Source organism: Ruegeria sp. SAZD011 (assembly GCF_059612545.1).
Map to the genome: position 1 here is coordinate 87,869 of NZ_JBXWQU010000013.1, position 25,346 is coordinate 113,214.

Below are 25,346 nucleotides of genomic sequence, written 5' to 3' on the forward strand. Positions count from 1 at the left end.
TCCGGGAGGGGCGCGGCCTTTCTGGATGTTACTTTTCCGGGATCAGGCCGCGTGGGCTGAACCTGAGCACCAGGAGCAGGATGATCCCCATGGTCAGAAGCCGCATATGGGCGGCGCTGTCGATCAGGTGCGATTTCAGCGCGCTGCCCTCGGCCAGGCCGCTGGTGATCACCTGCATCAGGAACAGGCCCAAAGGCTCGACCTGAACCCAGAGGAACCAGATCAGCATCGCGCCCAGAACGGCGCCGAAATTGTTGCCGGACCCGCCCACAATCACCATCACCCAGATCAGGAAGGTAAACCGCAGCGGCTGATAGGTGCCCGGTGTCAACTGCCCGTCAAGCGTGGTCATCATCGCACCGGCGATGCCGCAGACGGCCGATCCCAGCACGAAGATTTGCAGGTGTCTGCGGGTGACGTCCTTGCCCATCGCCTCTGCCGCGACCTCGTTGTCGCGAATGGCCCGCATCATCCGGCCCCAGGGGCTTTTGAGCGCCATCTGCGCCATCCAGAGAAGGACCAGCAGCACCACCATGAACAGGACCGAGTAGCCCAGCTTCACATAGAGGGTGGAGGCGGTGACCGGGTCGATGCCCAGCGACGCGGCGCTTTCGACGAATCCGGCATCGTTTTGCAGGTCGATCTCGTAAGGCACCGGGCGGGGCAGGCCGATCACGTTCTTGACGCCGCGCGCCAGCCAGTCCTCGTTCTTCATCACCGCGATGATGATCTCGGCGATACCCAGCGTGGCGATGGCCAGATAGTCCGAGCGCAGACCCAGCGCCGTCTTGCCGATCAGCCAGGCCGCGCCTGCGGCCAAGAGACCACCGGCGGGCCAGGCCAGCAGCACCGGCAGACCGAGGCCACCGATATTGCCCGCCGCGGCCGGGTTGATTGCCTCGACCGCCATCACGTTGGGGTCAAACACCGCGCGATAGAGGACAAAGCCCAGCACCAGCACCGCCAGCATCGCCAGATTACGCCCGCGTCCCTTGGGCATGTGGCGTGATACCAGAACGGCGGCCACCACGGTGGCGGCGCCGAGCAGCAGCGCCAGCACGATGCCGAAGCCGCCCGCGCTCCACGCCTCGGGCGAAAGCGGCTCGGCCACCAGCACCACGGCCAGGCCACCCAGCGCGACAAAACCCATAACACCCACGTTGAAGAGCCCGGCAAAGCCCCATTGCAGGTTCACCCCGATCGCCATGATGGCCGAGATCAGCCCCATGTTGACGATCAGGATGGCCGAGTTCCAGCTCTGCATGAAACCGGTGATCACGACCAGCACGGCGACGCCCAGAAACAGGGCAGTGTTTTTCACTGTCTCGGTCATACCGCTTTCCCCTTGAAGAGGCCCGTAGGCTTGAACAGCAGCACGATCAGCAGGATGACGAAGCTGACCGCGAATTTGTAATCGGTGCTCAGAAGCTGCACCAACCCGTCGGGTGACATGCCCTCGGGCGCCAGATAGCCCAGCACCTTTTTCCAGGCATAGGTCACCGTCACCTCGGAAAAGGCGATGACGAAACCGCCCGCGATGGCGCCCAGCGGGCTGCCCAGACCGCCCACGATGGCCGAGGCAAAGATGGGCAGCAGAAGCTGGAAATAGACAAAGGGCTTGAAGCTTTTGTCGAGGCCATAGAGCACACCCGCCGTGGTGGCCAGCGCCGCCACGATGAGCCAAGTGTACATGACCACGCGCTCTGGGTTGATGCCAGAGAGCAGCGCCAGATCCTCGTTATCGGAATAGGCGCGCATGGATTTGCCTGTGCGGGTCCGGTTCAGGAACCAGAACAGAAGCGCCACGCAGATCACCGCCACAACCACGGTCAGCGCCTGCGTGGTCTTGATCGCCAACCCTTCGTCCAGCCCGGTCATCTTCTTGAAATCACGGGCCGAGATCAGGAAGCGGGTGCCATCGGCAAAGTTCTGGTCGTTGGGGCCGATGATGAAACGCACCAGCCCGTTCATGATGAACATGACGCCCATCGACACGATGACCAGGATCACCGGTTTCGCCTTTTGCTCGCGGTAAAAGCGATAGACCGCGCGGTCGGTGACCAGAACCAGCGCCATGCAGCCCAGGATGCCGAAGGGCAGCGCCAGAAGCGCGGTGGGCAGCGGACCAAGGTGAATGCCATGCGACTGCATCCACCAGGTCACAAGCACGGTGATCATGGCGCCGAACGCCATGGTGTCACCATGGGCAAAGTTCGAGAACCGCAGTATGCCATAGATCAGCGTGACGCCCAGCGCACCCAGCGCCAGCTGGCTGCCATAGGCGATCGCGGGGATCAGGACAAAGTTCGAAAGCGCCACAAGGGCGTTGAGGATTTCCATGTCTCAGCCCCCCAGGAAGGATTTGCGGACTTCGGGATCTTCGAGCAGTTCCTTGCCGGTGCCGGTAAAGGCGTTGCGGCCCTGAACCAGCACATATCCCTTGTCGGCGATGGCCAGCGCCTGCTTGGCGTTCTGCTCGACCATCAGGATCGGCAGGCCGGTGCGGCTGACCTCGATGATGCGGTCGAAAAGCTCGTCCATCACAATGGGGCTGACGCCTGCGGTGGGTTCGTCCAGCATCAGCACCTTGGGCTTGGTCATCAGCGCCCGGCCCACGGCGACCTGCTGGCGTTGGCCGCCCGACAGCTCTCCGGCGGCCTGATAGCGTTTCTCGCGCAGGATCGGGAACAGGTCATAGACCTGTTCCATGGTCTCGCGGATATCGTCGCGGCGGATGAAGGCGCCCATTTCCAGGTTCTCTTCGACCGTCATCGAGGTGAAGATGTTGTTGGTCTGGGGCACGAACCCCATGCCCTTGACCACCCGGTCCTGCGGCGTGAGCTTGGTGATGTCCTCGCCATCCAGCCGGACCGAGCCGGAACGGACGTCGAGCATGCCGAACACCGCCTTCATCGCGGTCGACTTGCCGGCGCCGTTGGGGCCGACGATCACGGCGATCTCGCCCGGGTTCACCGCGATGGTGCATTCATGCAGGATATCGGGCCCCTTGCCGTAACCGCCGGTCATGGTGTCACCGATCAGAAACGGGCCGCCATCGACCTTGGAGGTCGGGCCGCTCTTGCGATGGGCGGGGGTCATGGTGCCCATGCCCTTGGTGTTGGTGATCGAGGCATCCTTGTTGCCGCGACCGTCCTGATAGGGATTGTCGCTCATGCGCCTGCCTCCAGCTGTGCCTTGTTCTTGAGGCCGGTGCCCAGATAGGCCTCGATCACATGCTCGTTGGCCTTAATCTCGTCAAGCGTGCCCTGGGCCAGAACCTTGCCCTCGGCCATGCAGATGACGGGATCGCAGATCTTGCCGATGAAATCCATGTCATGCTCGATCACGACAAAGGTATAACCGCGTTCCTTGTTCAGCCGCAGGATGGTGTCGGCGATGGTCATCAACAGGGTGCGGTTCACCCCGGCGCCGACCTCGTCCAGGAACACGATCTTGGCGTCCACCATCATGGTGCGGCCCAGTTCCAGCAGCTTTTTCTGCCCGCCCGATACCTGGCCCGCCTTGTGATCGGCCAGATGTTCGATGGTCAGGAATTCCAGCACCTCGTCGGCCTTGGCACGCAGGGCGCGTTCCTCGTCCGCGATCCGCTTGCGCCCGAACCAGGTGTTCCACAGCGTCTCGCCCGACTGGCCGCCCGGCACCATCATCAGGTTCTCGCGGCAGGTCATCGAGCTGAATTCATGCGCGATCTGAAAGGTCCTGAGCAGCCCCTTGTGGAACAGCTCGTGCGGCGGCAGGCCGGTGATATCCTCGCCATCCATGGAGACCTTGCCGCTGGTTGGCGGCAGGACGCCGGCGATCACGTTGAACAGGGTGGTCTTGCCGGCTCCGTTCGGTCCGATCAGACCGGTGACAGAGCCCTTGGCGATTTCCAGCGTCGCACCATCGACGGCATGGAATCCGCCGAAGTGCTTGTGCACGTCTTCGACGACGATCATGTGTTCCCCCGGGGCCGCTTGTTTTCTGCGGCCTTGTTGGTTGTTGCCTCATCCCCCGAAAAGAGGTGCGGCCTTTTGTCATTGAAACAGCCCGGACACAAGGCCCGGGCTGTCGGACAATAGCCACTATTGACGATCAACGGTAGCCCGCAGTCGTGAACTTACCGTCCTGAATGAGAACTTCGCGGAAGCTGCCGGCTGCTTCACCGGGTCCGATCAGTTCGACGTCAGTGGCGCCGACATAGTCGATGTCACCACCCGCCGCGAGAATTTCCAGCGCCTTGGCCAGTTCGCCTGGATTGATTTTTTCCCCGGGGGCGTTGGCGACTTCGAATATCTTGCTCTTGTAGTCTGCCGACTCGGTCGAACCTGCGGCCTGCATAGCAAGGATCATCAGCGCAGCGGCGTCATAGCTTTCCGGCGCATAGGGCGAAGCGGCGTCGAATGAACCGCCAACGAGGTCGACGAAGATCTTCGCACCTTCCGAGTTCGATCCGGGGTGCTGCCCGCGAGACCCGTCCAGATCGGCTCCGAACCGCTCTTCCATGGAGGCGCCGATCATGCCATCGGCGAAGTGGAACGTGTCGAACGCGCCCGAGTCGAGCGAAGCTCGGACCATGCCGCCGCCGCCCTGATCAAGATAGCCAAGAACCACGAGAACGTCACCGCCCGCGGCTGCAAGTGCTCCGATTTCGGCGGAGTAGTCGGCTTTGCCGTCCTCATGTGCGGCATTCATGGTGATCTTGCCGCCAAGAGCGGTGTAGGCGCTTTCGAAGCTTTCCGAAATCCCCTTTCCGTAATCGCTGTTGGTGTAGGTAACAGCCACGGTGTTGACGCCGTTGTCCATCAGGATTTGCGCCATCACCTCGCCCTGCCGCGCATCCGACGGCGCGGTTCTGAAGAACAGATCGTTGTCTTCGGCGGTCGAGAGCGCCGGCGACGTGGCCGACGGTGAAATCTGCACGATACCGTTGGGAACGGCGACGTTTGACAAAATTGCTCCGGTGACGCCCGAGCAGTTCTCGCCAATGATGCCCTTCACGCCATCAGCAGTGACAAGTCGCACCGCAGTCGCGGTGGCTGCCGCGGCGTCGATGCAGGTACCGTCGCCACGAACAGAAAGGATGGTCGAACCGCCAAGGAACTTGCCGCTGTCGCTGGCTTCCTCGAAGGCCATTTCCGAGGCCGCTGCGATCGGGCCAGCCAGGCTTTCGATGGGGCCGGTGAAGCCGGCAATCAGACCGATCTTGACCTCGTCGGCCATCGTCGCGCCGGCCAGAAGTGCGGCGGTTGCCGTTCCGATTGCGAGTGCTTTGGTTATCATCATTGTCCTCCCGTTATCAAACTGCGCGGCGTTGGATACGAATTTTTTAACCGCGACCTTTATTCGATCAGGCTTAATTCAGAACAAACCAATCATACAAGAAAAATTTTCGGATAGGAAAATTTTGAAGTTGGACAAAAAAAGGGGCCCGAACGCTCAGCGCTCGGACCCGATCTGCGATCAGTAGCCTATCAACGGTACTTGGCCGTGGTGATCTTGCCGCCTTCGATGGTAATCTGGCGGTAGTTGCCGGCGCTTTCGCCGGGTCCGATCAGCTCGACCGCGGTGGCGCCGACATAGTCGACCTCGCCGCCGTCCTTGATGATCTGAAGCGCCTTGGCCAGTTCGCCGGGATAGATCTTCTCGCCCGGTGCGTTGGCCACATGCATCACGTGATCCTTGTAATCGCCCGAGTCCTTGGAGTTGGCCGCCTGCATGGCCAGCATGATCAGGGCCGCCGCGTCATAGGATTCCGGGGTAAAGGGCGAGGTGGAATCGAACGCGCCGCCCACCATTTCCGAGAACTTGGCCACGCCCGGGCTGTCGGTGCCGGGATGCTGGCCGCTCGAGCCTTCGATTTCGTCGCCGAAATTCTCTTCGAGCTTGGCGCCGATCATGCCGTCGGGGAAGTGGAAGGTGTCGAACGCGCCCGAGTCGATGGCCGAACGCACGATGCCCGAACCGCCCTGATCGACGTAACCGGCAACCACCAGACGGTCGCCGCCAGCGGCCGCCAGTGCGCCCACTTCGGCCGAATAGTCGGCCTTGCCGTCCTCATGCGCGGCCGAGATGGTCACGGTGCCGCCAGCGGCCTCGAACGCGGCCTGGAAGCTGTCAGCCAGACCCTTGCCATAGTCGTTGTTGGTATAGGTCAGCGCGACTTCCTTGATGCCTTCTTCCATCAGCACTTCGGTCATCACGACACCCTGGCGGGCATCCGAGGGCGCGGTGCGGAAGAACAGGCCGTTGTCTTCGGCGGTCGACAGCGCGGGCGAGGTGGCCGAGGGCGAGATCATCACGACGCCGTTCGGCACGGCAACGTTGGACAGGATCGCACCGGTCACGCCCGAACAGTCGGCGCCCATGATGCCGTCGACCTTGTCCGAGGTCACCAGACGTTCGGCGGCAGCGGTGGCGGCGGCGGCATCGACGCAGGTCGAGTCAGCGCGGACCGAGGTCACGGTGGCCCCATCCAGCAGCAGGCCCGAATCGGTGACTTCCTTCATCGCCAGTTCGGCGCCGTCGGCCATCGAGGGGGTCAGCGATTCGATCGGGCCGGTAAAGCCCAGAATCACGCCGATCTTCACCTCTTTGGCATGACCACCGGCAAAGGCCGCGCTCGCCATCAGGGCAGAGGCCGCAGTGGCCGTGAGAAGCTTTTTCATGTGTTACTCCCTTGTTGGAACGTAATCGTTCTGACGAAACCCTAGGCAAGCTGTCACCAAAAGAAAAGTCCTAACGAAAAAGTGGTTTGGTGCCGGAAATCATGGATGTTTTGGTTACTCTGGTCTTGAATTGAGACTGGGCGGACGGGAGGAAACGGGATGACATTCGTACAACTTGGCAGCGTGATTCTGACGATCGCGAGCCTGCTTGCCTCGGGGCAGGCCAGGGCCGAACTGTCCTCGCGGGCGGGGCCGCTCAGGATCGAAGCCATGGCAGAAGGGCTGGATTCGCCCTGGGCGGTGGCACCGCTGCCTGACGGCGGATTTCTTGTCACCGAGCGGGACGGTGTGTTGGTGCATGTCGCACAGGGCCGCAAGAGTGAGGTTGCCGGCCTGCCTCGGGTACGCGTCGCGGGGCAGGGCGGTCTGCTGGATGTCACCCTTGCAGGCGATTTCGCCCGCAGCCGGCGGCTGTACCTTACCTATGCGCAGCCGCAGGCGGGCGGCGGTGCCGGCACGGCGGTGGCGGTGGCGCGGTTGTCCGAGGACAGCCGCCGCCTGACCGGCCTTCGCCAGATCTATCAGGTTCCAGCGGGCGGGCAGGGCGGTCGCCATTTTGGCAGCCGCGTGGTCGAGGCGCCGGATGGGACGCTATTCGTCACCCTGGGCGATCGCGGCGACGACGCCAGCGCGCAGGATCCGACCAACCCGCAAGGTTCGATCATCCGCATCAATCCCGACGGCAGCATTCCCGCCGACAATCCCTTTGTGGGACAAAGCGGTATCCGGCCCGAGATTTGGTCGCTGGGCCATCGCAACCCGCAAGGCGCGGGTCTGGATGCACAGGGGCGGCTCTGGACGTCGGAACATGGCGCGCGCGGCGGTGACGAGGTGAACCTGATCCGGCCCGGTGCCAATTACGGCTGGCCGGTGATCTCATATGGCCGGCATTACTCAGGGGCCAAGATCGGCGAAGGCACCCACAAGGCGGGGATGGAACAGCCGCAATTCCATTGGGATCCGTCAATCGCCCCGTCTGGCCTGCTGGTCTATTCCGGCGCGCTCTGGCCGGATTGGGCCGGAGACATCTTTGTCGGGTCGCTGAAATTCGACCATATTGTCAGGCTGACCGGCAGCCCCCTGCGCGAAGCCGAGCGGATCGAGGGCCTCGAGACCGAGCGCGTCCGCGACATCGTCGAGGCGTCCGACGGCACGATCTGGTTCATCTCCGAAGGTCGGGGCGCGGTTTATCGCGTGGCGCCGGGGGGTTAGTCCCTGCTCGCCACTTGTTTCGGGTGTCTTTCATCGGGCCCGAACGCGCCCTGGTGTCGAAAACACAAGCCTCTGGCTGGTAGCGGCGACACAAGCGGCGCGTGATGCTAGACCGACAGTCGCGCGCTTTGCGCGCCGCGTTCGCGATAGGGCGTGGTGTTGTAATGCGCGCGGTAGCATTTCGAGAAATGGCTGGGCGAGGCAAAGCCGCAGGCCAGTGCCACGTTGATCACGCTCATATCCGTCTGCATCAGCAGGTTGCGCGCCTTTTGCAGCCTGAGTTCCATGTAATAGCGCTTGGGGCTGCGGCTGAGATAGCGGCGGAACAGCCGTTCCAGCTGGCGGGTGGACATGCCCACATCCTTGGCCAGCAGCGCAGGCGAGATCGGCTCTTCGATATTGCGCTCCATCATCTGGATGACCTGGCTCAGCTTGGGGTGGCGCACGCCGATGCGGGTCGGCGTCGACAGGCGCTGGGTGTCCTGATCGGTACGGATCGAGGAATAGATCAGCTGGTCGGCCACCGCGTTGGCCAGTTCCTCGCCATGGGCATTGGCGATGAGTTTCAGCATCAGGTCGATCGAGGCGGTACCACCCGCCGTGGTGATGCGCGGCCCGTCGATGACAAAAACCGACTTGGTCAGCGTGACCTCTTCGAATTCCTCGATGAAACTGTCCTGGTTCTCCCAGTGAATGGTGGCGCGCTTGCCGTCCAGCAGACCGGCCTTGGCCAGGGTATAACCGGCGGTGCAGAGCCCACCGATCACCGGACCGCGCCGCGCCTCGCGCCGGAGCCAGCTGACCACCTTTTTCGTGGTGGCCTTTTGCACATCGATGCCGCCGCAGACCAGCACCACATCCTCGCGCCGCAACTCGTCCAGATCGCCGTCGAGCTTGAACACCGTGCCGTTGGAACAGGTGGCCGAGGCACCGCCTTCGCCCACGACGGACCATTCATACAGCTGCTGTCCCGCCATCCGGTTGGCGATGCGCAACGCCTCGACAGCGCAGGCGAAACACAACATCGTGAACTGGTCGAGCAGGACAAAGACAAACCTCTGCGGCTTCTTCTGGCCGGTATCCACTCTGACAACTTGGCGTTGCTCTTTCATGCGCGCGTTCCTTGGCTTATGTGACGCTACGTCGGGGGCGTCTGCGCTGGGTTGTCATTCACATTGCTCAGAGCTTGTTTGCGACGTCAAGAGGCGCAAATCTGATATGGTCTCTGCCCGGGTCATTTTGTATAGAGGCCCCCTGTGAATATCCTTGCGGAGATGAGAGCGATGAGCGAGTGGCAAAAATCGACCTGGCGCGCGAAACCGCGGGTCCAGATGCCCGATTATACCGATCAGGCCGAACTGGCCCGGGTCGAGGCGCAGCTTTCCCAGTATCCGCCCTTGGTCTTTGCCGGCGAGGCCCGGCGGCTGAAACGGCATCTGGGCGCAGCCGGGCGCGGCGAGGCCTTTCTGCTGCAAGGCGGCGATTGCGCCGAGAGCTTTGACCAGTTCAGCGCCGACGGCATACGCGACACGTTCAAGGTGATGCTGCAAATGGCGATGGTGCTGACCTTTGGCGCCAAGGTGCCGGTGGTCAAGGTCGGCCGCATGGCGGGTCAGTTCGCCAAGCCGCGCAGCGCGCCGACCGAGGTGGTCGATGGCGTGGAACTGCCCAGCTATCGCGGTGATATCATCAACGAGCTGGCCTTTACGCCCGAGGCGCGTATCCCCAACCCGCAGAAGATGCTGCAGGCCTATACCCAGGCGGCGGCGACGCTGAACCTGTTACGCGCCTTTTCGACCGGTGGTTTCGCCGACATGAACCGGGTGCATTCCTGGACGCTGGGCTTTACCGACGAACAGGATGTGCAGAAATACTCCGAGATCGCCGATCGCATCCAGGACACGATCGACTTCATGGGCGCGGCCGGCATCACCGCCGATACCACGCATCAGTTCTCGACGGTCGAGTTCTACACCAGCCACGAAGGGCTGCTGCTGGAGTATGAAGAGGCGCTGACGCGGCTTGATTCGACCTCGGGCAACTGGCTGGCGGGGTCGGGCCACATGATCTGGATCGGCGACCGTACCCGGCAGCCGGACGGTGCGCATGTGGAATACTGCCGCGGCGTGCTGAACCCGATCGGGTTGAAATGCGGCCCCACCACCACCGCCGAAGATCTCAAGGTGCTGATGGCCAAGCTGAACCCCGAAAACGAAGAGGGCAAGCTGACCCTGATCGCACGCTTTGGCGCGGGCAAGGCGGGCGATCACCTGCCGCGCCTGATCAAGGCGGTGCGGGAGGAAGGTGCCAAGGTGACTTGGGTCTGTGACCCGATGCATGGCAACACGATCAAATCGGCCTCGGGCTACAAGACCCGGCCCTTTGATTCGGTTCTGCGCGAGGTGCGCGACTTCTTCGCCGTGCACCAAGCCGAGGGCACCGTACCCGGTGGCGTGCATTTCGAGATGACCGGCCAGGACGTGACCGAATGCACCGGCGGCGTGCGGGCGGTGACGGACGAGGATCTGAGCGACCGCTATCACACCGCCTGCGATCCGCGCCTGAATGCCAGCCAGTCGCTCGAACTGGCCTTTCTCGTGGCCGAGGAACTGACCCGGCTGCGCGCCGATCAGCGCCGCCGCGCGGCGGGCTGAAGCAGTATCAGACCTTAGACAAAGCGGCCCGGGACATTGTCCCGGGCCATTTCCGTTGTGACCCCGAGTTTTCCTTCAATCCTCGGGCAGAACCAGGCGCAACTGCGGCTTGCCGCCCGCAAATCCCGTGCGTGGTTCGGCAAACCCCACAGTTTCAGCAGGCCCAGAGACCTGTTCCTTTGCCGTGTCCGCTGCCGCAGGAAGGTCGCGCAGGGTCGATCCGGCGATCTCGAAGCGGCGCCCGCCAGTGCCCAGCGGCCCATCCGAGATCATGATACCCAAGGCCCGGCTGACATCGCCGAAATCGCTTTGCAGCGGCAAGAGGATCATCCGCGCCTCGACCCGAGGAGCGGTGAACCGCCGTTCTGCGTTCAGCGTCATTTCGGCGATGGCCGGCGTATCGAAGACATGTTCAAGCGTGGCGCCGATCTCGGACCGGGCACCGGCGGTGAAAAACGCGGTCAGCGGCATGCCGCGCACCTCCATCCCGGCCATCTCGCTCAGATGGCTGCCGGCCAGGCGGAACCGGGCGATACCGGGTGCAATCCGTTCCAGAATGAACGTGTATTCCAGGATGTTTTCCAGCCCGCGCGGGTCGATATCCGAGCGTTTCGGCACCCCGTCACCGTCGCGCAGGGCCGCCCAATAGGCTTCGGCCTGCCGAAGCGGCGACACGGTACGTCCGCTGCGAAACCGGTCCATCGAGATCACATTCCCCGCGCTGTCCCCGGTACCCGGCCGGGATCTGCTACCAAAAAAAGTCTTCATCATCGTTACCCTGTTGCTCGCCGCTCTCCTGCCTTGGCTCGCGTCTTGCACGGCAAGGGCTAAGCTTAAGACAGGTTACCTAAACGTTAACCTGCCACGGGTTGCCCCAATCTTGGACCTATTTCTTAACGAATGGTTAACTGGGTAAAACTTGACGAAAATCCGGCCGGGCCTTGCCCAAGGGGCGGGCTTGGCATTAGGTGCGGGGGCATTTCCGGCTGGGCCGGAACCACCAGAGAGGGCAGCGATGATCAGATCCATGACCGGTTTCGCCTCGGCGCGCGGCGAATTGGCGCCGTTCAGCTGGAGCTGGGAGCTGCGCAGCGTGAACGCCAAGGGGCTGGATCTGCGCCTGCGCGTGCCGGACTGGCTCGAAGGTCTGGAAACCGCGATCCGCGCCGATCTGGGCAAGGCGCTGACGCGCGGCAGCGTGACGCTCAGCCTGCGGCTGAGCCGGGGCGAGGAGGGCGCGGTGCTGTCTCTGAACCCCGCGGCGCTGGCTGCGGTGCTGGAGGCGCTGTCGGAGGTCGAGGATCAGGCGTTGGCGCGCGGCATGACGCTGGCGCCCTCGCGCGCGGCCGATCTGCTGGCGCTGCGCGGTGTGCTGGAGGCCGGTGGCGGCGGCGACGATCCGGCCCCGCTGGTGAAACGGCTGAAGGCCGAACTGGGTCCGCTGATCGCCGCATTCCTGCAAATGCGCGAGACCGAAGGCAAGGCGCTGGCCGAAATTCTGCAAAACAACCTGACCCGCGTCGCGGAACTGACCGCGCAGGCGGCGGATCTGGCCGAGGCGCGCAAACCGCTGGTGGCAGAAACCCTGCGCGCCAATCTGGCCCGCGTGCTGGGCAACAGCGACAGCGCCGATCCCGACCGGGTGGCGCAGGAACTGGCCATGCTCGCCGTCAAGGCAGACGTGACCGAGGAGCTGGACCGCCTGCACGCCCATATCAAGGCCGCCCGCGACCTGCTGGCCAAGGGCGGCGCGGTGGGCCGCAAGCTGGATTTCCTGATGCAGGAATTCAATCGAGAGGCGAACACACTCTGTTCAAAGTCACAAAACGCTGATCTGACCGGGGTAGGGTTGGAGCTGAAGGCGGTGATCGACCAGATGCGCGAGCAGGTGCAGAATGTGGAATAAAGACAGGAAGCAAGACAGATGACAGACCGCCGTGGCCTCTTGATCATTCTCTCCTCACCCTCGGGCGCGGGGAAATCCACGCTCGCCCGCCGGTTGATGGCCTGGGATCCGGGTCTGAAATTCTCGGTCTCGGCCACCACCCGCGCGCCCCGACCGGGCGAGGAACATGGCCGCGAGTACTATTTTCTGAGCGAAGAGCAGTTCAAGGGACAGGTGCGGCGCGGCGAAATGCTGGAACATGCCCATGTGTTCGGCAATTTCTACGGCTCGCCCGCAGGCCCCGTGCGCGATACGATCGAAGCCGGACAGGACGTGCTGTTCGATGTCGACTGGCAGGGCGAGATCCAGATCCGCAACTCGGATCTGGGCAAGCATGCGCTGTCGATCTTCATCCTGCCGCCGTCGATCAAGGAATTGCGCCGCAGGCTGGAAAGCCGGGGCCAGGACAGCGCCGAGGTGATCTCGCGCCGGATGCTCAAAAGCTGGGACGAGATCAGCCATTGGGGCTATTACGATTACGTCCTGATCAACGACGATCTGGACGCCACCGAGGAACGGCTGAAAACCATTGTCAGTGCCGAGCGGATGCGCCGCATCCAGCAACCGGCGCTGCAAGAACATGTGCGCAAGCTGCAAAGCGAATTCGAGGACCTGTCATGACCATCTATGCCCTGGGCGAACACCGCCCCGAGATCCATCCCGACACCTGGGTCGCCCCCGATGCCAACCTGATCGGCAAGGTGGTGCTGGAAGAGGGCGCCTCGGTCTGGTTCGGCTGCACCATCCGCGCCGATCACGAAGAGATCCGGATCGGGCAGGGCAGTAACGTGCAGGAAAACTGTGTCATGCATATCGATGCGGGCTATCCCCTGACCATCGGGGCGAATTGCACCATCGGCCACAAGGTCATGCTGCATGGCTGCACCATCGGGGAAAACTCGCTGATCGGCATGGGCGCAACCGTGCTGAACGGCGCCAGGATCGGCCGCAACTGCCTGATCGGGGCGGGGGCGCTGATCACCGAGAACAAGGAAATCCCCGACAACTCGCTGGTGATGGGGGCGCCCGGCAAGGTGGTGCGCCAGCTGGACGAGGCCGCCGTGGCCCGTATCGCCTGGAGCGCCAAGCACTATCATGACAACATGCGCCGGTTCCGCGACACGCTGGTCGCGGTCGACTGATCCCGACCGCTGCCATGAGCGACGAACTGAACCATGATTTCCTGGCCGCCATGCCACTGGCGGCCCTGCTGGTCGATCAGTCTGAACGCATCATCGCCGCCAACACCGAGGCGCAGACGCTGTTGGGGCAGCAGATCGTCGGGCGGCACTATGCCACCATCCTGCGCCAGCCGCAGGTGATCGAGGCGATCGAGCGGGCGTTGCGCGACAAGGGCTCCAGCCGCAGCCGCCACCTGGCCAATGATGGCGCACAGGATACCACGTTCGAGGTGACCTGCCGCTATGTGAACGGGATCGGCGCGGTGGCGGGCGGCGCGGTGCTGGTCAGCTTTACCGACGTCACCCCGATGGAACAGGCAGGGCAGATGCGGCGCGATTTCGTCGCCAATGTCAGCCACGAGCTGCGCACGCCGCTGACCGCGATCATGGGCTTCATCGAAACCCTGCGCGGCCCGGCGCGCAACGATCCCGCAGCCCAGGACCGGTTCCTGGGCATCATGGAGCAGGAGGCGGGCCGGATGAACCGGCTGGTGGGTGACCTGCTGTCACTCAACCGGGTCGAAAGCGAAGAGCGGATCCGCCCCCGGGGGGCGTTGGATCTGACGGCGCAGATCGCCTCGACCCTCAATTCGCTGCGCCCGCTGGCAACCGAGGCAGGGGTCGAACTGCACAGCACCGGCCCCGAAACGCCGGTCAACGTGACCGGGGACGAGGACCAGATCCGCCAGGTCCTGACCAACCTGATCGAGAACGCGATCAAATATGGCGGCAGCGGCGGCGAGGTGCGTGTCACCCTCAGCGAGGCCGAGCGCGACCCCGCGGTGCGCGGCCCCGCCGCCCGTATCCAGGTGTCGGACAAAGGCGCAGGTATCGATCCGGTCCACCTGCCGCGCCTGACCGAGCGCTTCTATCGCGCCGACAGCCACCGCTCGCGGCAGAAGGGCGGCACCGGGCTGGGGCTGGCCATCGTCAAGCATATCGTCAACCGCCATCGTGGTCGGATGCGGGTGGAAAGCACGCTGGGCAGCGGTACCACCTTTACCGTGATTCTACCGAAATAGCGCCAATCCAGGCGCCGGGACGGTCATCGCCGATAGCCTCCGGCTGTCATGCGGCCTTTACATGGCTGTCATGCAAACTTGCCGTCACAAATCCGGGCTTTGTCATATCCCTGTTACATAGCCGTCACAAAAGCCTCATGCACGACCCCTAGAAGTCGGCCCGAGATCATCATGGGGATGATCGCTAGATTACCGCTGTCAAGGAGACTGCAATGTCCTTTGTGAAACTGTCGGCTTCGGCCCTGACAATTGCTGCTGTTTCGGCCACCGCTGCCGCTGCACGTGATCAGGTCCAGGTGGCCGGGTCCTCGACCGTACTGCCCTACGCCTCGATCGTCGCCGAAGCCTTTGGCGAAAACTTCGACTTCCCGACCCCGGTCGTGGAATCGGGCGGCTCGTCTGCCGGTCTCAAGCGCTTCTGCGAGGGTGTGGGCGAAAACACCATCGACGTGGCCAACGCCTCGCGCAAGATCAAGGACAAGGAAATCGCCGTCTGCGCCGAGAACGGCGTGACCGACATCATCGAGGTCCGCATCGGCTATGACGGCATCGTGTTTGCCAGCGACATCGGTGGCAACGGGTTTGAATTCACCCCGACCGACTGGTTCCTCGCCCTGTCCGACAAGATCCTGGTCGACGGCCAGCTGGTCGACAACCCCAACAGCACCTGGGCCGACGTGAACGCCGCCTTCCCGGCGCAGCCGATCCAGGCCTTCATCCCGGGCACCAAGCACGGCACCCGCGAAGTGTTCGAAGAAAAGGTGATCCTGGCAGGTTGCGAGGAAACCGGTGCCTTCGAGGCCTTCAAGGCCGCCAATGGCGACGACAAGAAAGCCGCCGAGAAAGCCTGTATCGCGCTGCGCACCGACGGTGTGTCGGTTGATATCGACGGCGACTATACCGAAACGCTGGCCCGCATCGAAAGCAACAAGGACGGCATCGGCGTCTTTGGCCTGGCCTTCTACGAGAACAACACCGACAAGCTGCAAGTGGCGACCATGTCGGGCGTCGTTCCCTCGACCGAGTCGATTGCAACCGGTGAATACCCGGTGTCGCGCCCGCTCTACTTCTACGTCAAGAAGGCGCATATCGGCGTGATCCCCGGCCTCAAGGAATATGCCGAATTCTTCATCGCCGACGAGATTGCAGGCCCCGATGGCCCGCTGGCAGAATACGGGCTGGTCTCGGACCCGGAACTGGTCGAGACCCAGGAAGCCGTGGCTGACGAAAAGGTCATGGGCGGCAACTCCTAAGGGTTGACCCAGATCGTGATACCCGCCGGGGCGACAATGTTCGCCCCGGCTTTTGATCCTCAGATGACGGACGCTTTGTAATGCCGACCCTCTGGCTGGTGCTGTTCCTCCTCCTGCTTTCCACCCTTGGATTTTTCGCCGGTCGCGCACGGGCGTTGAAATCCGCCGGTGGCGACCCCCGCAAGCTGCATTCCCTGCCGGTCTATTACGGGCTGAACGTGGCCCTCAGCGGGCTGGTTCCGGCGCTTGGCGTGCTGGCGGTCTGGCTTCTGGCGCAGCCGATGCTGATCGACACCCGCGTGTCCTCGCTGCTCCCCGAGGACAGCATTCCCGCCGACTTGACCCGCGAACTGGTCATGTCCGATGTGCGCCGCGTGGCCGAGGGTCTGGATATCGCCGTGGCGCAGGGCGCGCTGAGCGAGGCCGAGGTCGGTGCGCTGAAGGCCGGAAGTTCCGACATCCGCGCCCGGCTGGGCGAGGTCGGTGTGGCGCTGGGTTCGGATGTGCGCCCCGAGGTCCTGGCGGCGGCACGCAGTTATCGCGCGCTCAGCCATGCGGGCACGCTGGTAATGGCAGCCGTGGTTGCGGGCCTGTCACTGGCCGGTCTGGCCTGGTCCTATGCCCGCACCCACCGCGATTACCGCGCCCGCAACGTGGTCGAACGTGGGGTTCTGGCGCTGCTGATCCTTGCCGCCTCGCTGGCCATCCTGACCACCATCGGCATCGTGCTGTCGATGCTGTTCGAAACCGCCAATTTCTTTGGCCTGCATGACTGGCGCGACTTTTTCTTTGGCAGCACCTGGGCGCCCAACTTTCGCGGTGACAGCGAGTTGTCGATCCTGCCGCTGTTGTGGGGCACGCTCTATATCTCGCTGATCGCGCTGCTGGTTTCGGTGCCGATCGGTCTGTTCGCGGCGATCTATCTGTCGGAATATGCCGGCAAGGCGACCCGCAGCTTTGCCAAGCCGCTGCTCGAAATCCTCGCCGGTATCCCGACCATCGTTTATGGCCTGTTCGCGCTGCTCACCGTGGGGCCGATGCTTGCCGATATCTTTGGCAAGGGCGGCGCGCTGGGGGTCGACTGGATGGCGGGGGCCACCTCGGTCCTGACCGCCGGTGTGGTGATGGGCATCATGCTGATCCCCTTTGTCAGCTCGCTGAGCGACGATATCATCAACGCGGTGCCGCAATCCATGCGCGACGGCTCGCTGGGGCTGGGCGCGACCCGGTCCGAGACGGTGCGCAGCGTAGTGCTGCCCGCCGCGCTGCCGGGCATTGTGGGCGCCATCCTGCTGGCCGCATCGCGCGCCATCGGTGAGACGATGATCGTGGTGATGGGGGCGGGCGCGATTGCCAAATTCTCGCTCAACCCGCTGGAATCGATGACCACGATCACCACCCGCATCGTCAGCCAGCTGACCGGGGACACGGATTTCGCCAGCCCCGAGACGCTGGTGGCCTTTGCCCTGGGCCTGACCCTGTTTGTCCTGACGCTGGGGCTTAATGTCCTGGCGCTTTATATCGTGCGCAAATTCCGGGAGCAGTACGAATGACCGACCTTACCCCCGACGCCGCCCCCGGCCGCCGCCATGGCGGGTCGCTGCTGACGCTGGACGCACGCACCCGCCGCCGCAACCGTGCCGAGGCCCGGTTCCGCGCCTATGGCATCGGCGCCATCCTGATCGGCCTTCTGATGCTGGTGGTGCTGGTCGTTACCATCGTCTCGCGCGGCACCGGCGCCTATACCCAGACCTTTGTGACGCTGGATGTGGAGCTGCTGGAAAGCAAGCTCGACAAGAAAGGCACCCGCGATATCGAGGCGATCAAGAAGGTCTCGACCTTCGGCTATGCGCCGCTGATCAACGCGGCCTTTGAATCCGCCACGGACAAGGCCGGGATCGAGACCGGGCTGAAGCCCAAGGATCAGGCCGCCATCCTGTCGAAAAGCGCCGCCGCGCAGCTGCGCGACTATGTCATTGCCGATCCTGACTGGATCGGCCAGACCGTCAGCTTTCGCTTTCTGGCCAATTCGCGGGTTGATGGCTACTTGAAGGGGCGCGTCACCCGCGAGAGCATCGCCAATGACAAGTCGATCAGCGCCGAGCAGCTGGATTTCGTCGATCAGCTGATCGCGGCGGGCATGATCAGGAAGACCTTCAACCTCGATTTCATCTTGGGCTCGGACGCCTCGGACCAGCGGCCCGAGGCCGCCGGCATGGGCGTGTCGATGGTCGGCTCGCTGTTCATGATGCTGGTGGTGCTGGTGCTGGCGCTGCCCATCGGTGTCGCCGCCTCGATTTATCTCGAGGAATTTGCGCCCAAGAATTGGCTGACCGACGTGATCGAGGTGAATATCTCGAACCTGGCCGCCGTCCCGTCCATCGTGTTCGGTATCCTGGGCCTGGCGGTCTTCATCAACTACATGCACCTGCCGATGTCGGCACCGCTGGTGGGCGGTCTGGTGCTGACGCTGATGACCCTGCCCACCATCATCATCTCGACCCGCGCCTCGCTGAAATCGGTGCCGCCCTCGATCCGCGATGCGGCGCTGGGGGTTGGGGCGTCCAAGATGCAGGCGGTGTTCCACCACGTGCTGCCGCTGGCCGCGCCCGGCATCCTGACCGGCACCATCATCGGCCTGGCGCAGGCGCTGGGGGAAACCGCGCCGCTCTTGCTGATCGGGATGGTGGGTTTCATCGCTTCGAACCCGCCCGACGGGATCGCGGCGGGCCTGTTGTCGCCGAACTCGGCCATGCCCGCCCAGATCTATGAATGGGCCAAACGGGCCGATCCGGCCTTTTACGAACGCGCCTGGGGGGGCATCATCATCCTCTTGGTGTTCCTCGTCACCATGAATACGCTGGCCGTGATCCTGCGCCGCCGCTTTGAACGCCGCTGGTAGAAGGAGGCAGACAATGAACGATATGTCCCGAGTGGAGAGAGCCGTGGAAATCAAGCAAACCAAGATGGAGTGCCGGGACTGCCACGTCTATTACGGCGACACCCACGCCATCAAGAACGTGAATGTCGATATCGAGGACAAGACCGTGACCGCCTTTATCGGTCCCTCGGGCTGCGGCAAGTCGACTTTCCTGCGCTGTCTGAACCGCATGAACGACACCATCGCCGGGGCGCGGGTCCAGGGCTCGTTCATGCTGGACGGCGAGGATATCTATGACAAGCGGGTCGATCCGGTGCAGTTGCGCGCCAAGGTCGGCATGGTGTTTCAGAAACCCAACCCGTTCCCCAAGTCGATCTATGACAACGTCGCCTATGGCCCGCGCATCCACGGTCTGGCCCGCAACCGGGCCGAGATGGACGAGATCGTCGAAAAGGCGCTGCGTCGCGGCGCCATCTGGGACGAGGTCAAGGACCGGCTGGACGCGCCGGGCACCGGCCTGTCGGGCGGCCAGCAACAGCGCCTGTGCATCGCCCGCGCCATCGCCACCGAACCCGAGGTGTTGCTGATGGACGAGCCCTGTTCGGCGCTCGACCCTATCGCCACCGCCCAGGTCGAGGAGCTGATCGACGAGCTGCGGCAGAACTATTCGGTGGTGATCGTCACCCACTCGATGCAACAGGCCGCGCGGGTCAGCCAGAAAACCGCCTTTTTCCACCTCGGCCAGTTGGTGGAATTCGGCGAAACCGGTCAGATCTTCACCAATCCCGAAGACCCCCGGACCGAAAGCTATATCACCGGCCGGATCGGCTGAGGACAGGAGCAGGACACATGGCTCAACAACATATCACCTCGGTCTATGACCGGGATCTGGAGGCGATCCAGGCCCATATCATGAAGATGGGCGGCCTGGTCGAGGCGGCGATCATGGCTTCGGCCCGCTCGCTGGAAACCCGCGACGCGGAACTGGCAAACGAGGTGCGCGCGGGCGACAAGGCCATCGACGCGCTCGAAGAGCTGATCAACCAGGAAACCGCGCGCCTGATCGCGCTGCGCGCGCCCACGGCGGGCGATCTGCGGCTTGTGCTGACGGTGCTCAAAATCGCCTCGAACCTTGAGCGGATCGGCGATTATGCCAAGAACATCGCCAAGCGGACCACGGTTCTGGTCGATCAGCCGCAGGTTGGAGACAGCGCCGCAGCCCTGCGCCGGATGGCGCGCGAGGTCGAACTGATGCTCAAGGATGCGCTGGATGCCTATATCCAGCGCGACGCCGAACTGGGCGCGGATGTGATCGAGCGCGACCACGAGGTGGACCAGATGTATAACGCGCTGTTCCGCCAGTTCCTGACCTTCATGGCCGAGGATCCGCGCAACATCACTCCCTGCATGCATTTGCATTTCATCGCCAAGAATGTCGAGCGCATGGGCGACCATGTCACCTCGATCGCCGAGCAGGTCGTCTATCTCGTCACCGGCAACCGCCCCGACGAGATGCGCCCCAAGGGCGATGTGACCTCGACCACCGCATAAGGAGGCACGGGACAGATGTCAGCCGATCAACCCAGCGTTCTGGTGGTCGAGGATGAAATGGCCCAGCGCGAGGTGCTGGCCTATAATCTCGAGGCAGAGGGGTTTCGCGTGATCCGCGCCGAGAACGGCGAAGAGGCGATGCTGCTGGTGGATGAGGACACGCCCGATATCATCGTGCTGGACTGGATGATGCCGAACCTGAGCGGTATCGAGGTCTGTCGGCGGCTCAAGACCCGGCCCGAAACCCGCAGCATCCCCATCATCATGCTGTCGGCACGCAGCGAAGAGGTGGACAAGGTGCGCGGGCTGGAAACCGGGGCCGACGATTACGTGGTCAAACCCTATTCCGTGGTCGAGCTGATGGCCCGCGTGCGCAGCCAGTTGCGCCGGGTCCGCCCCTCGACCGTGGGCCTCAGGCTGGAATACGAGGATATCGTGCTGGATGCCGAAACCCACAAGGTCAGCCGCTCGGGCCAGCCGCTGAAGCTGGGCCCGACCGAGTTTCGGCTGCTGTCGACCTTCATGGAGAAACCGGGCCGGGTCTGGAGCCGCGAACAACTGCTGGACCGGGTCTGGGGGCGCGACATCTATGTCGATACCCGCACCGTCGACGTGCATATCGGACGGCTGCGCAAGGCGCTGACCCAGCATGGCGGAGACGATCCGGTGCGCACGGTGCGCGGCGCGGGTTACGCGCTGGGCTGAGGCGGGCAGGGCGCACCTAGCGCGGCAAGCCCTCCTCGGGCTCGGCCTGTGCCGCCAGCCAGTGGCGAAAGGCGCGCAGCGACGGGTCGTTGCCGCGCGCGCGTGGCCAGGCCAGGTAATAGGCGCCGAGCGTTTCGACCGCGTCGGGATAGGCGGCAACCAGGCGCCCGGTGGCCAGATCCTGTTCGACCACGTAATTTGGCAGCAAGGCTACCCCCAGCCCATGCAGCGCCGCCTGTCCGATGGTGGCGAACTGGTCGTAAAGCGTGCCGGGCAGCGTTTCGGGGCAGGCGACCCCCATCTGGGCAAACCAATCCTGCCAGGCGCGCGGGCGGGTCTGGATGTGCAACAGCGGCAGGCGCAGCAGGTCGCCGGGCGATTTCGGCGCGCCATGTGGCAGAAGGCCGGGCGCACAGACCGGCAGCACCCGCTCGGACTTGAGCAGCAGCCTGTCGGTGCCTGGCCAGTCTGGTTCGCCAAAATGAAGCGCAGCATCAAAGGGTTCTGTGGCAAAGTTGAACGGACGCAGCCGGGTGGTCATGTTGATGGTGATATCCGGATGCAGGCGCGAGAACTCGGGCAGGCGCGGCATCAGCCAACGCATCCCGAACGTGGGCAGGATCGCCAGATTGACGGTGCCGCCCGCTGGCGCCACCTGCAACCTGAGCGAGGCTTGCGCAATCCGGTTCAGCGCCTCGCGGATCTCGGTCACGTAGTCCTGCGCCGCCGGTGTCAGCGACAGCCGCTTGCGGTCGCGCCGGATCAGCTCCACCCCCATCTGCCCCTCCAGCGTCTGCAACTGACGGCTGACCGCGCTTTGCGTCAGCGCCAGTTCCTCGGCCACCGCCGAGGCCGAGCCGAGCCGGTCCAGCGCTTCGAGCGCGCGCAGCGAGGAGATCGACGGAAAGAACTTGCGTGAGGTCAGCATGTATGCGTTTTACTCATGAAAACCCGCAAAAGTCTTGCTGTATTTTGCGGTTCAGGAAAGATATCTTGCGGCCAATCAGGATTTCAGGAGTTTTCCGATGGATATCGCCGCCAAGCCCGCCCTGCGTGACAAGGACAAGCCCGATCTGGGCGGTTTCGACTGGGAGGATCCGTTCCGTCTGGCCGACCAGTTGACCGAAGACGAACGCATGATCGCCGATGCCGCCCGCGCCTATGCGCAGGAAAAGCTGCAACCGCGCGTCACGCAAGCGTTCCAGACCGAACATACCGACCCCGAGATCTTTCGCGAGATGGGTGAAATGGGCCTGTTGGGCACCACCATCCCAGAACAATATGGCGGCATCGGCGCGGGCTATGTGACCTATGGCCTGGTGGCGCGCGAGGTCGAGCGGGTCGATAGCGGCTATCGCTCGATGATGTCGGTACAAAGCTCGTTGGTGATGTACCCGATCTATGCCTATGGCAGCGAAGAGCAGAGGATGAAATACCTGCCCAAGCTCGCCAGCGGCGAATGGATCGGCTGTTTCGGCCTGACCGAGCCCGATGCCGGGTCGGACCCGGCCAGCATGAAGACCCGCGCCGTCAAGACCGAGGGCGGGTATCGGCTCAGCGGGACCAAGATGTGGATCTCGAACGCGCCGATCGCCGATGTTTTTGTTGTCTGGGCCAAGTCGGACGCGCATGACGGCAAGATCCGCGGCTTTGTGCTGGAAAAGGGCATGAAGGGGCTGAGCGCGCCCAAGATCGAGAACAAGATGTCGCTGCGCGCCTCGATCACCGGCGAGATCGTCATGGACGGTGTCGAGGTGGGCGAAGAAGCACTGTTGCCACATGTCTCGGGCCTGAAAGGCCCGTTCGGCTGTCTGAACCGCGCCCGCTATGGCATCAGCTGGGGCGTGATGGGCGCCGCCGAGGCCTGCTGGCACGGTGCGCGGCAGTATGGTCTGGACCGCAAACAGTTCAACCGCCCGCTGGCCCAGACCCAGCTGTTCCAGCTGAAACTGGCCAATATGCAGACCGAGATCGCGCTGGGCCTGCAAGCCAGCCTGCGCGTCGGCCGTCTGATGGACGAGGCCAATGCCGCGCCCGAGATGATCTCGATCGTCAAGCGCAACAACTGCGGCAAGGCGCTGGAAATTGCCCGCCACGCCCGCGACATGCATGGCGGCAACGGCATCAGCCTGGAGTTCCAGGTGATCCGCCACATGGTGAACCTGGAGACGGTGAACACCTATGAGGGCACCCATGACGTGCATGCCCTGATCCTGGGCCGGGCCCAGACCGGGTTGCAGGCATTTTTCTGACCCTCCCTCGGGTTTTGAAATCAAAGGCGCGGGGCTCAGGCCTCGCGCTTTTTTCATCTCGCCCCCTTCACATTCGCCGTGTTTCCTTCATATAAGACAAAGTGAATATGTATTACTGACACGGATCGGGCAGGGGGTAGGGATGAATCAACGGATACGCGGGCTGGCCCGGACCTATCTGCCGATCCTCGACTGGGGCCGCAGCTATGGAAGGACCGAGTTTAGCGGCGACCTGATCGCCGCAGTCATCGTGACCGTGATGCTGATCCCGCAATCGCTGGCCTATGCGTTGCTGGCGGGTCTGCCGGCCGAGGTGGGGCTATATGCCTCGATCCTGCCTCTGGTGGCCTATGCGCTGTTTGGTACCAGCCGGGCGCTGGCGGTGGGGCCGGTGGCGGTGATCTCGCTGATGACTGCCTCGGCGCTGGCGCCGCTGAACCTGTCGAGCGTTCCCGAATATGTGGCGGCAGCGGGGGTGCTGGCGCTGTTGTCGGGCGCGATGCTGCTGGCGATGGGCGCGCTCAGGCTGGGTGTCGTGGCCAATTTCCTCAGCCATCCGGTGATCGCGGGTTTCATCACCGCCTCGGGCCTGCTGATTGCGGCAAGCCAGTTGAAGCATATCCTGGGTGTGCCGGTGCATGGGCATACGCTGCCCGAAATCCTGCTCGATCTGGCGCGGCATCTGGGGCAGGTCAATCTGGCAACGCTGGTGACGGGGATTGTCGCGCTTGCCTTTTTGTTCTGGGTTCGCAAGGGGCTGTCGCAGGTTCTTCATGCAAAACTGGGTCTGGCGAAACCTCTGGCCGCGACTTTGGCACGGATCGGCCCGATCTTTGCGGTGATCGGTACCACGCTGGCCGCCTGGATGCTGAACCTGCCTTCACTTGGCGTGGCGGTGGTGGGCGAAGTACCCACCGGCCTACCGCCCCTAGGCCTGTCTGGCGTCGATTGGGCCCTCATACCGGCACTGATCGGCCCGGCCGCGCTGCTTTCGATCATCGGCTATGTCGAAAGCGTTTCGGTCGCGCAAACCCTTGCCACCAAACGCAAACAGCGCATCGACCCCAATCAGGAACTGATCGCGCTGGGGGCCGCCAATATCTCGTCTTCGCTGTCCGGGGGCTATCCGGTGACAGGAGGTTTCGCGCGGTCCGTGGTGAATTTCGATGCCGGGGCCGAAACGCCTGCCGCCGGCGCCTTTACCGCCGTGGGCCTGCTGGTGGCGGCGCTGTTTCTCACGCCACTCTTGTATTTCCTGCCCAAGGCGACGCTGGCCGCCACCATCATCGTGGCGGTGCTGTCGCTGGTCGATCTGTCGATCCTGTCTCGGGCCTGGGGCTATTCGCGCGCCGATTTCGCCGCCGTCTTTGCCACCATCGCGCTGACTTTGTTGGCGGGTGTTGAAATAGGTGTCGCCAGCGGCGTGCTGATCTCTCTGCTGCTGTTCGTCTGGAAAACCTCGCGACCGCATGTGGCCGAGGTGGGGCAGGTGCCCGGCAGCCAGCATTTCCGTAACATCCTGCGTCACAAGGTGGAAACCGATCCCGGCGTGGTGACGCTGCGCATAGACGAGAGCCTCTATTTCGCCAATGCCCGCCGGATGGAGGACCTGATCCTGAACCGGGTCCTGCGCGACCGCGATACTTTGCGCCATGTAATCCTGATGTGTTCGGCGGTGAACGAGGTCGATTTCAGCGCGCTGGAATCGCTTGAAGCGATCAATCGGCGGCTGGGCGATCTGGGAGTCAAACTGCATCTGTCCGAGGTCAAAGGCCCGGTGATGGACCGACTGGCCCGCAGTCATTTTCTTGAGGATCTGACAGGGCGGGTGTTCCTGTCGCAATACGATGCCTTTGCTGCGCTTAGGTCGAAGAACGCCCAATCTTGATGGCTCAAGGGTCGTTGCGACGGTTTCCGCTATCTCAGTTTCATCATTTCTTCTCTGAAGGCCTCGGTTGGGGT

The 25,346-nt window shown here is 63.4% G+C and carries 23 protein-coding genes; 14 read left to right on the forward strand and 9 right to left on the reverse strand.

What is annotated here, in order from left to right; translation table 11 throughout:
* Positions 1 to 28: 28 nt before the first annotated feature.
* The 6 genes from AC2FLM_RS03030 to AC2FLM_RS03055 all read right to left on the reverse strand — a co-directional run bounded on the left by AC2FLM_RS03030 (position 29) and on the right by AC2FLM_RS03055 (position 6,668).
* Positions 29 to 1,333, reverse strand: a complete 1,305-nt coding sequence (locus tag AC2FLM_RS03030) for a branched-chain amino acid ABC transporter permease (protein ID WP_496855453.1) — start codon at positions 1,331 to 1,333, stop codon at positions 29 to 31.
* Positions 1,330 to 2,340, reverse strand: coding sequence for a branched-chain amino acid ABC transporter permease (locus AC2FLM_RS03035; protein ID WP_234136706.1), 1,011 nt, complete (start codon positions 2,338 to 2,340; stop codon positions 1,330 to 1,332). The genes AC2FLM_RS03030 and AC2FLM_RS03035 overlap by 4 nt, the downstream gene beginning before the upstream one ends.
* A 3-nt stretch (positions 2,341 to 2,343) precedes the next feature.
* Entirely contained in the window at positions 2,344 to 3,174 is an 831-nt protein-coding gene (locus AC2FLM_RS03040; RefSeq protein WP_234144259.1) for an ABC transporter ATP-binding protein, read from the reverse strand.
* On the reverse strand, positions 3,171 to 3,959 hold the full coding sequence (locus tag AC2FLM_RS03045; protein ID WP_496855456.1) for an ABC transporter ATP-binding protein: 789 nt from the start codon (positions 3,957 to 3,959) through the stop codon (positions 3,171 to 3,173). The genes AC2FLM_RS03040 and AC2FLM_RS03045 overlap by 4 nt, the downstream gene beginning before the upstream one ends.
* A 136-nt stretch (positions 3,960 to 4,095) precedes the next feature.
* Positions 4,096 to 5,283 (reverse strand): ABC transporter substrate-binding protein, encoded by a 1,188-nt coding sequence (locus AC2FLM_RS03050; protein WP_234218040.1) that lies wholly within the window; start codon positions 5,281 to 5,283, stop codon positions 4,096 to 4,098.
* A gap of 191 nt (positions 5,284 to 5,474) precedes the next feature.
* A complete protein-coding gene (locus AC2FLM_RS03055; protein ID WP_234136709.1) occupies positions 5,475 to 6,668 on the reverse strand; it encodes an ABC transporter substrate-binding protein in 1,194 nt (397 codons plus the stop codon).
* Positions 6,669 to 6,827: 159 nt separating this feature from the next.
* Here AC2FLM_RS03055 and AC2FLM_RS03060 point away from each other — a divergent pair, with 159 nt between their 5' ends.
* Positions 6,828 to 7,940, forward strand: coding sequence for a PQQ-dependent sugar dehydrogenase (locus AC2FLM_RS03060; protein ID WP_496855459.1), 1,113 nt, complete (start codon positions 6,828 to 6,830; stop codon positions 7,938 to 7,940).
* A 107-nt stretch (positions 7,941 to 8,047) separates the two neighbouring features.
* Here the strand turns inward: AC2FLM_RS03060 and AC2FLM_RS03065 are convergent, their stop codons facing one another.
* Positions 8,048 to 9,052, reverse strand: coding sequence for a GlxA family transcriptional regulator (locus AC2FLM_RS03065; RefSeq protein WP_234136711.1), 1,005 nt, complete (start codon positions 9,050 to 9,052; stop codon positions 8,048 to 8,050).
* 171 nt (positions 9,053 to 9,223) lie between these two features.
* Here AC2FLM_RS03065 and AC2FLM_RS03070 point away from each other — a divergent pair, with 171 nt between their 5' ends.
* The gene (locus tag AC2FLM_RS03070) at positions 9,224 to 10,594 is read left to right on the forward strand and encodes a class II 3-deoxy-7-phosphoheptulonate synthase (RefSeq protein ID WP_496855461.1); all 1,371 of its coding nucleotides are present in this window, start codon (positions 9,224 to 9,226) and stop codon (positions 10,592 to 10,594) included.
* A gap of 75 nt (positions 10,595 to 10,669) precedes the next feature.
* On the opposite strand, the gene AC2FLM_RS03075 is transcribed toward AC2FLM_RS03070, so the two are convergent.
* Positions 10,670 to 11,365: a PAS domain-containing protein gene (locus AC2FLM_RS03075; protein WP_496855463.1), complete on the reverse strand. Its 696-nt coding sequence runs from the start codon at positions 11,363 to 11,365 to the stop codon at positions 10,670 to 10,672.
* A 244-nt stretch (positions 11,366 to 11,609) separates the two neighbouring features.
* Between AC2FLM_RS03075 and AC2FLM_RS03080 the strand changes: the two genes are divergently transcribed.
* From AC2FLM_RS03080 to phoB, 10 genes are all read left to right on the forward strand, one after another.
* A complete protein-coding gene (locus AC2FLM_RS03080) occupies positions 11,610 to 12,500 on the forward strand; it encodes a YicC/YloC family endoribonuclease (RefSeq protein WP_496855465.1) in 891 nt (296 codons plus the stop codon).
* 18 nt (positions 12,501 to 12,518) lie between these two features.
* Complete coding sequence (gene gmk / locus AC2FLM_RS03085) at positions 12,519 to 13,160, forward strand: guanylate kinase (protein WP_234136715.1); 642 nt, start codon at positions 12,519 to 12,521, stop codon at positions 13,158 to 13,160.
* The gene (locus tag AC2FLM_RS03090; RefSeq protein WP_496855468.1) at positions 13,157 to 13,681 is read left to right on the forward strand and encodes a gamma carbonic anhydrase family protein; all 525 of its coding nucleotides are present in this window, start codon (positions 13,157 to 13,159) and stop codon (positions 13,679 to 13,681) included. Before gmk ends, AC2FLM_RS03090 begins: the two co-directional genes overlap by 4 nt.
* 14 nt (positions 13,682 to 13,695) lie before the next feature.
* Positions 13,696 to 14,742: a sensor histidine kinase gene (locus tag AC2FLM_RS03095; protein ID WP_496855470.1), complete on the forward strand. Its 1,047-nt coding sequence runs from the start codon at positions 13,696 to 13,698 to the stop codon at positions 14,740 to 14,742.
* A 212-nt stretch (positions 14,743 to 14,954) separates the two neighbouring features.
* Positions 14,955 to 15,995, forward strand: a complete 1,041-nt coding sequence (locus AC2FLM_RS03100) for a substrate-binding domain-containing protein (protein WP_496855472.1) — start codon at positions 14,955 to 14,957, stop codon at positions 15,993 to 15,995.
* A gap of 80 nt (positions 15,996 to 16,075) precedes the next feature.
* Positions 16,076 to 17,548 carry a phosphate ABC transporter permease subunit PstC gene (gene pstC, locus AC2FLM_RS03105; RefSeq protein WP_496855474.1) on the forward strand — a complete coding sequence of 491 codons (1,473 nt, stop codon included), beginning with the start codon at positions 16,076 to 16,078 and terminating at the stop codon, positions 17,546 to 17,548.
* A complete protein-coding gene (gene pstA / locus AC2FLM_RS03110) occupies positions 17,545 to 18,897 on the forward strand; it encodes a phosphate ABC transporter permease PstA (protein ID WP_496855476.1) in 1,353 nt (450 codons plus the stop codon). The genes pstC and pstA overlap by 4 nt, the downstream gene beginning before the upstream one ends.
* A gap of 13 nt (positions 18,898 to 18,910) precedes the next feature.
* Entirely contained in the window at positions 18,911 to 19,708 is a 798-nt protein-coding gene (gene pstB / locus AC2FLM_RS03115; protein WP_496855478.1) for a phosphate ABC transporter ATP-binding protein PstB, read from the forward strand.
* Between the two features lie 17 nt (positions 19,709 to 19,725).
* A complete protein-coding gene (phoU, locus tag AC2FLM_RS03120; RefSeq protein ID WP_234144245.1) occupies positions 19,726 to 20,427 on the forward strand; it encodes a phosphate signaling complex protein PhoU in 702 nt (233 codons plus the stop codon).
* Between the two features lie 15 nt (positions 20,428 to 20,442).
* Complete coding sequence (gene phoB / locus AC2FLM_RS03125; protein WP_496855480.1) at positions 20,443 to 21,132, forward strand: phosphate regulon transcriptional regulator PhoB; 690 nt, start codon at positions 20,443 to 20,445, stop codon at positions 21,130 to 21,132.
* A 16-nt stretch (positions 21,133 to 21,148) separates the two neighbouring features.
* Here the strand turns inward: phoB and AC2FLM_RS03130 are convergent, their stop codons facing one another.
* A complete protein-coding gene (locus tag AC2FLM_RS03130) occupies positions 21,149 to 22,060 on the reverse strand; it encodes a LysR family transcriptional regulator (RefSeq protein ID WP_496855482.1) in 912 nt (303 codons plus the stop codon).
* Between the two features lie 97 nt (positions 22,061 to 22,157).
* Here AC2FLM_RS03130 and AC2FLM_RS03135 point away from each other — a divergent pair, with 97 nt between their 5' ends.
* Together AC2FLM_RS03135 and AC2FLM_RS03140 are read left to right on the forward strand one after the other, a co-directional pair.
* The gene (locus AC2FLM_RS03135; protein WP_496855484.1) at positions 22,158 to 23,384 is read left to right on the forward strand and encodes an acyl-CoA dehydrogenase; all 1,227 of its coding nucleotides are present in this window, start codon (positions 22,158 to 22,160) and stop codon (positions 23,382 to 23,384) included.
* A 142-nt stretch (positions 23,385 to 23,526) separates the two neighbouring features.
* Positions 23,527 to 25,272: a SulP family inorganic anion transporter gene (locus AC2FLM_RS03140; protein ID WP_496855486.1), complete on the forward strand. Its 1,746-nt coding sequence runs from the start codon at positions 23,527 to 23,529 to the stop codon at positions 25,270 to 25,272.
* Positions 25,273 to 25,346: the final 74 nt, after the last annotated feature.

Coding starts and splice junctions, on each gene's coding strand:
- AC2FLM_RS03030 (WP_496855453.1), bottom strand. CDS start 1,333: ATGACCGAGACAGTGAAAAACACTGCCCTGTTTCTGGGCGTCGCCGTG.
- AC2FLM_RS03035 (WP_234136706.1), bottom strand. CDS start 2,340: ATGGAAATCCTCAACGCCCTTGTGGCGCTTTCGAACTTTGTCCTGATC.
- AC2FLM_RS03040 (WP_234144259.1), bottom strand. CDS start 3,174: ATGAGCGACAATCCCTATCAGGACGGTCGCGGCAACAAGGATGCCTCG.
- AC2FLM_RS03045 (WP_496855456.1), bottom strand. CDS start 3,959: ATGATCGTCGTCGAAGACGTGCACAAGCACTTCGGCGGATTCCATGCC.
- AC2FLM_RS03050 (WP_234218040.1), bottom strand. CDS start 5,283: ATGATAACCAAAGCACTCGCAATCGGAACGGCAACCGCCGCACTTCTG.
- AC2FLM_RS03055 (WP_234136709.1), bottom strand. CDS start 6,668: ATGAAAAAGCTTCTCACGGCCACTGCGGCCTCTGCCCTGATGGCGAGC.
- AC2FLM_RS03060 (WP_496855459.1), top strand. CDS start 6,828: ATGACATTCGTACAACTTGGCAGCGTGATTCTGACGATCGCGAGCCTG.
- AC2FLM_RS03065 (WP_234136711.1), bottom strand. CDS start 9,052: ATGAAAGAGCAACGCCAAGTTGTCAGAGTGGATACCGGCCAGAAGAAG.
- AC2FLM_RS03070 (WP_496855461.1), top strand. CDS start 9,224: ATGAGCGAGTGGCAAAAATCGACCTGGCGCGCGAAACCGCGGGTCCAG.
- AC2FLM_RS03075 (WP_496855463.1), bottom strand. CDS start 11,365: ATGATGAAGACTTTTTTTGGTAGCAGATCCCGGCCGGGTACCGGGGAC.
- AC2FLM_RS03080 (WP_496855465.1), top strand. CDS start 11,610: ATGATCAGATCCATGACCGGTTTCGCCTCGGCGCGCGGCGAATTGGCG.
- gmk (WP_234136715.1), top strand. CDS start 12,519: ATGACAGACCGCCGTGGCCTCTTGATCATTCTCTCCTCACCCTCGGGC.
- AC2FLM_RS03090 (WP_496855468.1), top strand. CDS start 13,157: ATGACCATCTATGCCCTGGGCGAACACCGCCCCGAGATCCATCCCGAC.
- AC2FLM_RS03095 (WP_496855470.1), top strand. CDS start 13,696: ATGAGCGACGAACTGAACCATGATTTCCTGGCCGCCATGCCACTGGCG.
- AC2FLM_RS03100 (WP_496855472.1), top strand. CDS start 14,955: ATGTCCTTTGTGAAACTGTCGGCTTCGGCCCTGACAATTGCTGCTGTT.
- pstC (WP_496855474.1), top strand. CDS start 16,076: ATGCCGACCCTCTGGCTGGTGCTGTTCCTCCTCCTGCTTTCCACCCTT.
- pstA (WP_496855476.1), top strand. CDS start 17,545: ATGACCGACCTTACCCCCGACGCCGCCCCCGGCCGCCGCCATGGCGGG.
- pstB (WP_496855478.1), top strand. CDS start 18,911: ATGAACGATATGTCCCGAGTGGAGAGAGCCGTGGAAATCAAGCAAACC.
- phoU (WP_234144245.1), top strand. CDS start 19,726: ATGGCTCAACAACATATCACCTCGGTCTATGACCGGGATCTGGAGGCG.
- phoB (WP_496855480.1), top strand. CDS start 20,443: ATGTCAGCCGATCAACCCAGCGTTCTGGTGGTCGAGGATGAAATGGCC.
- AC2FLM_RS03130 (WP_496855482.1), bottom strand. CDS start 22,060: ATGCTGACCTCACGCAAGTTCTTTCCGTCGATCTCCTCGCTGCGCGCG.
- AC2FLM_RS03135 (WP_496855484.1), top strand. CDS start 22,158: ATGGATATCGCCGCCAAGCCCGCCCTGCGTGACAAGGACAAGCCCGAT.
- AC2FLM_RS03140 (WP_496855486.1), top strand. CDS start 23,527: ATGAATCAACGGATACGCGGGCTGGCCCGGACCTATCTGCCGATCCTC.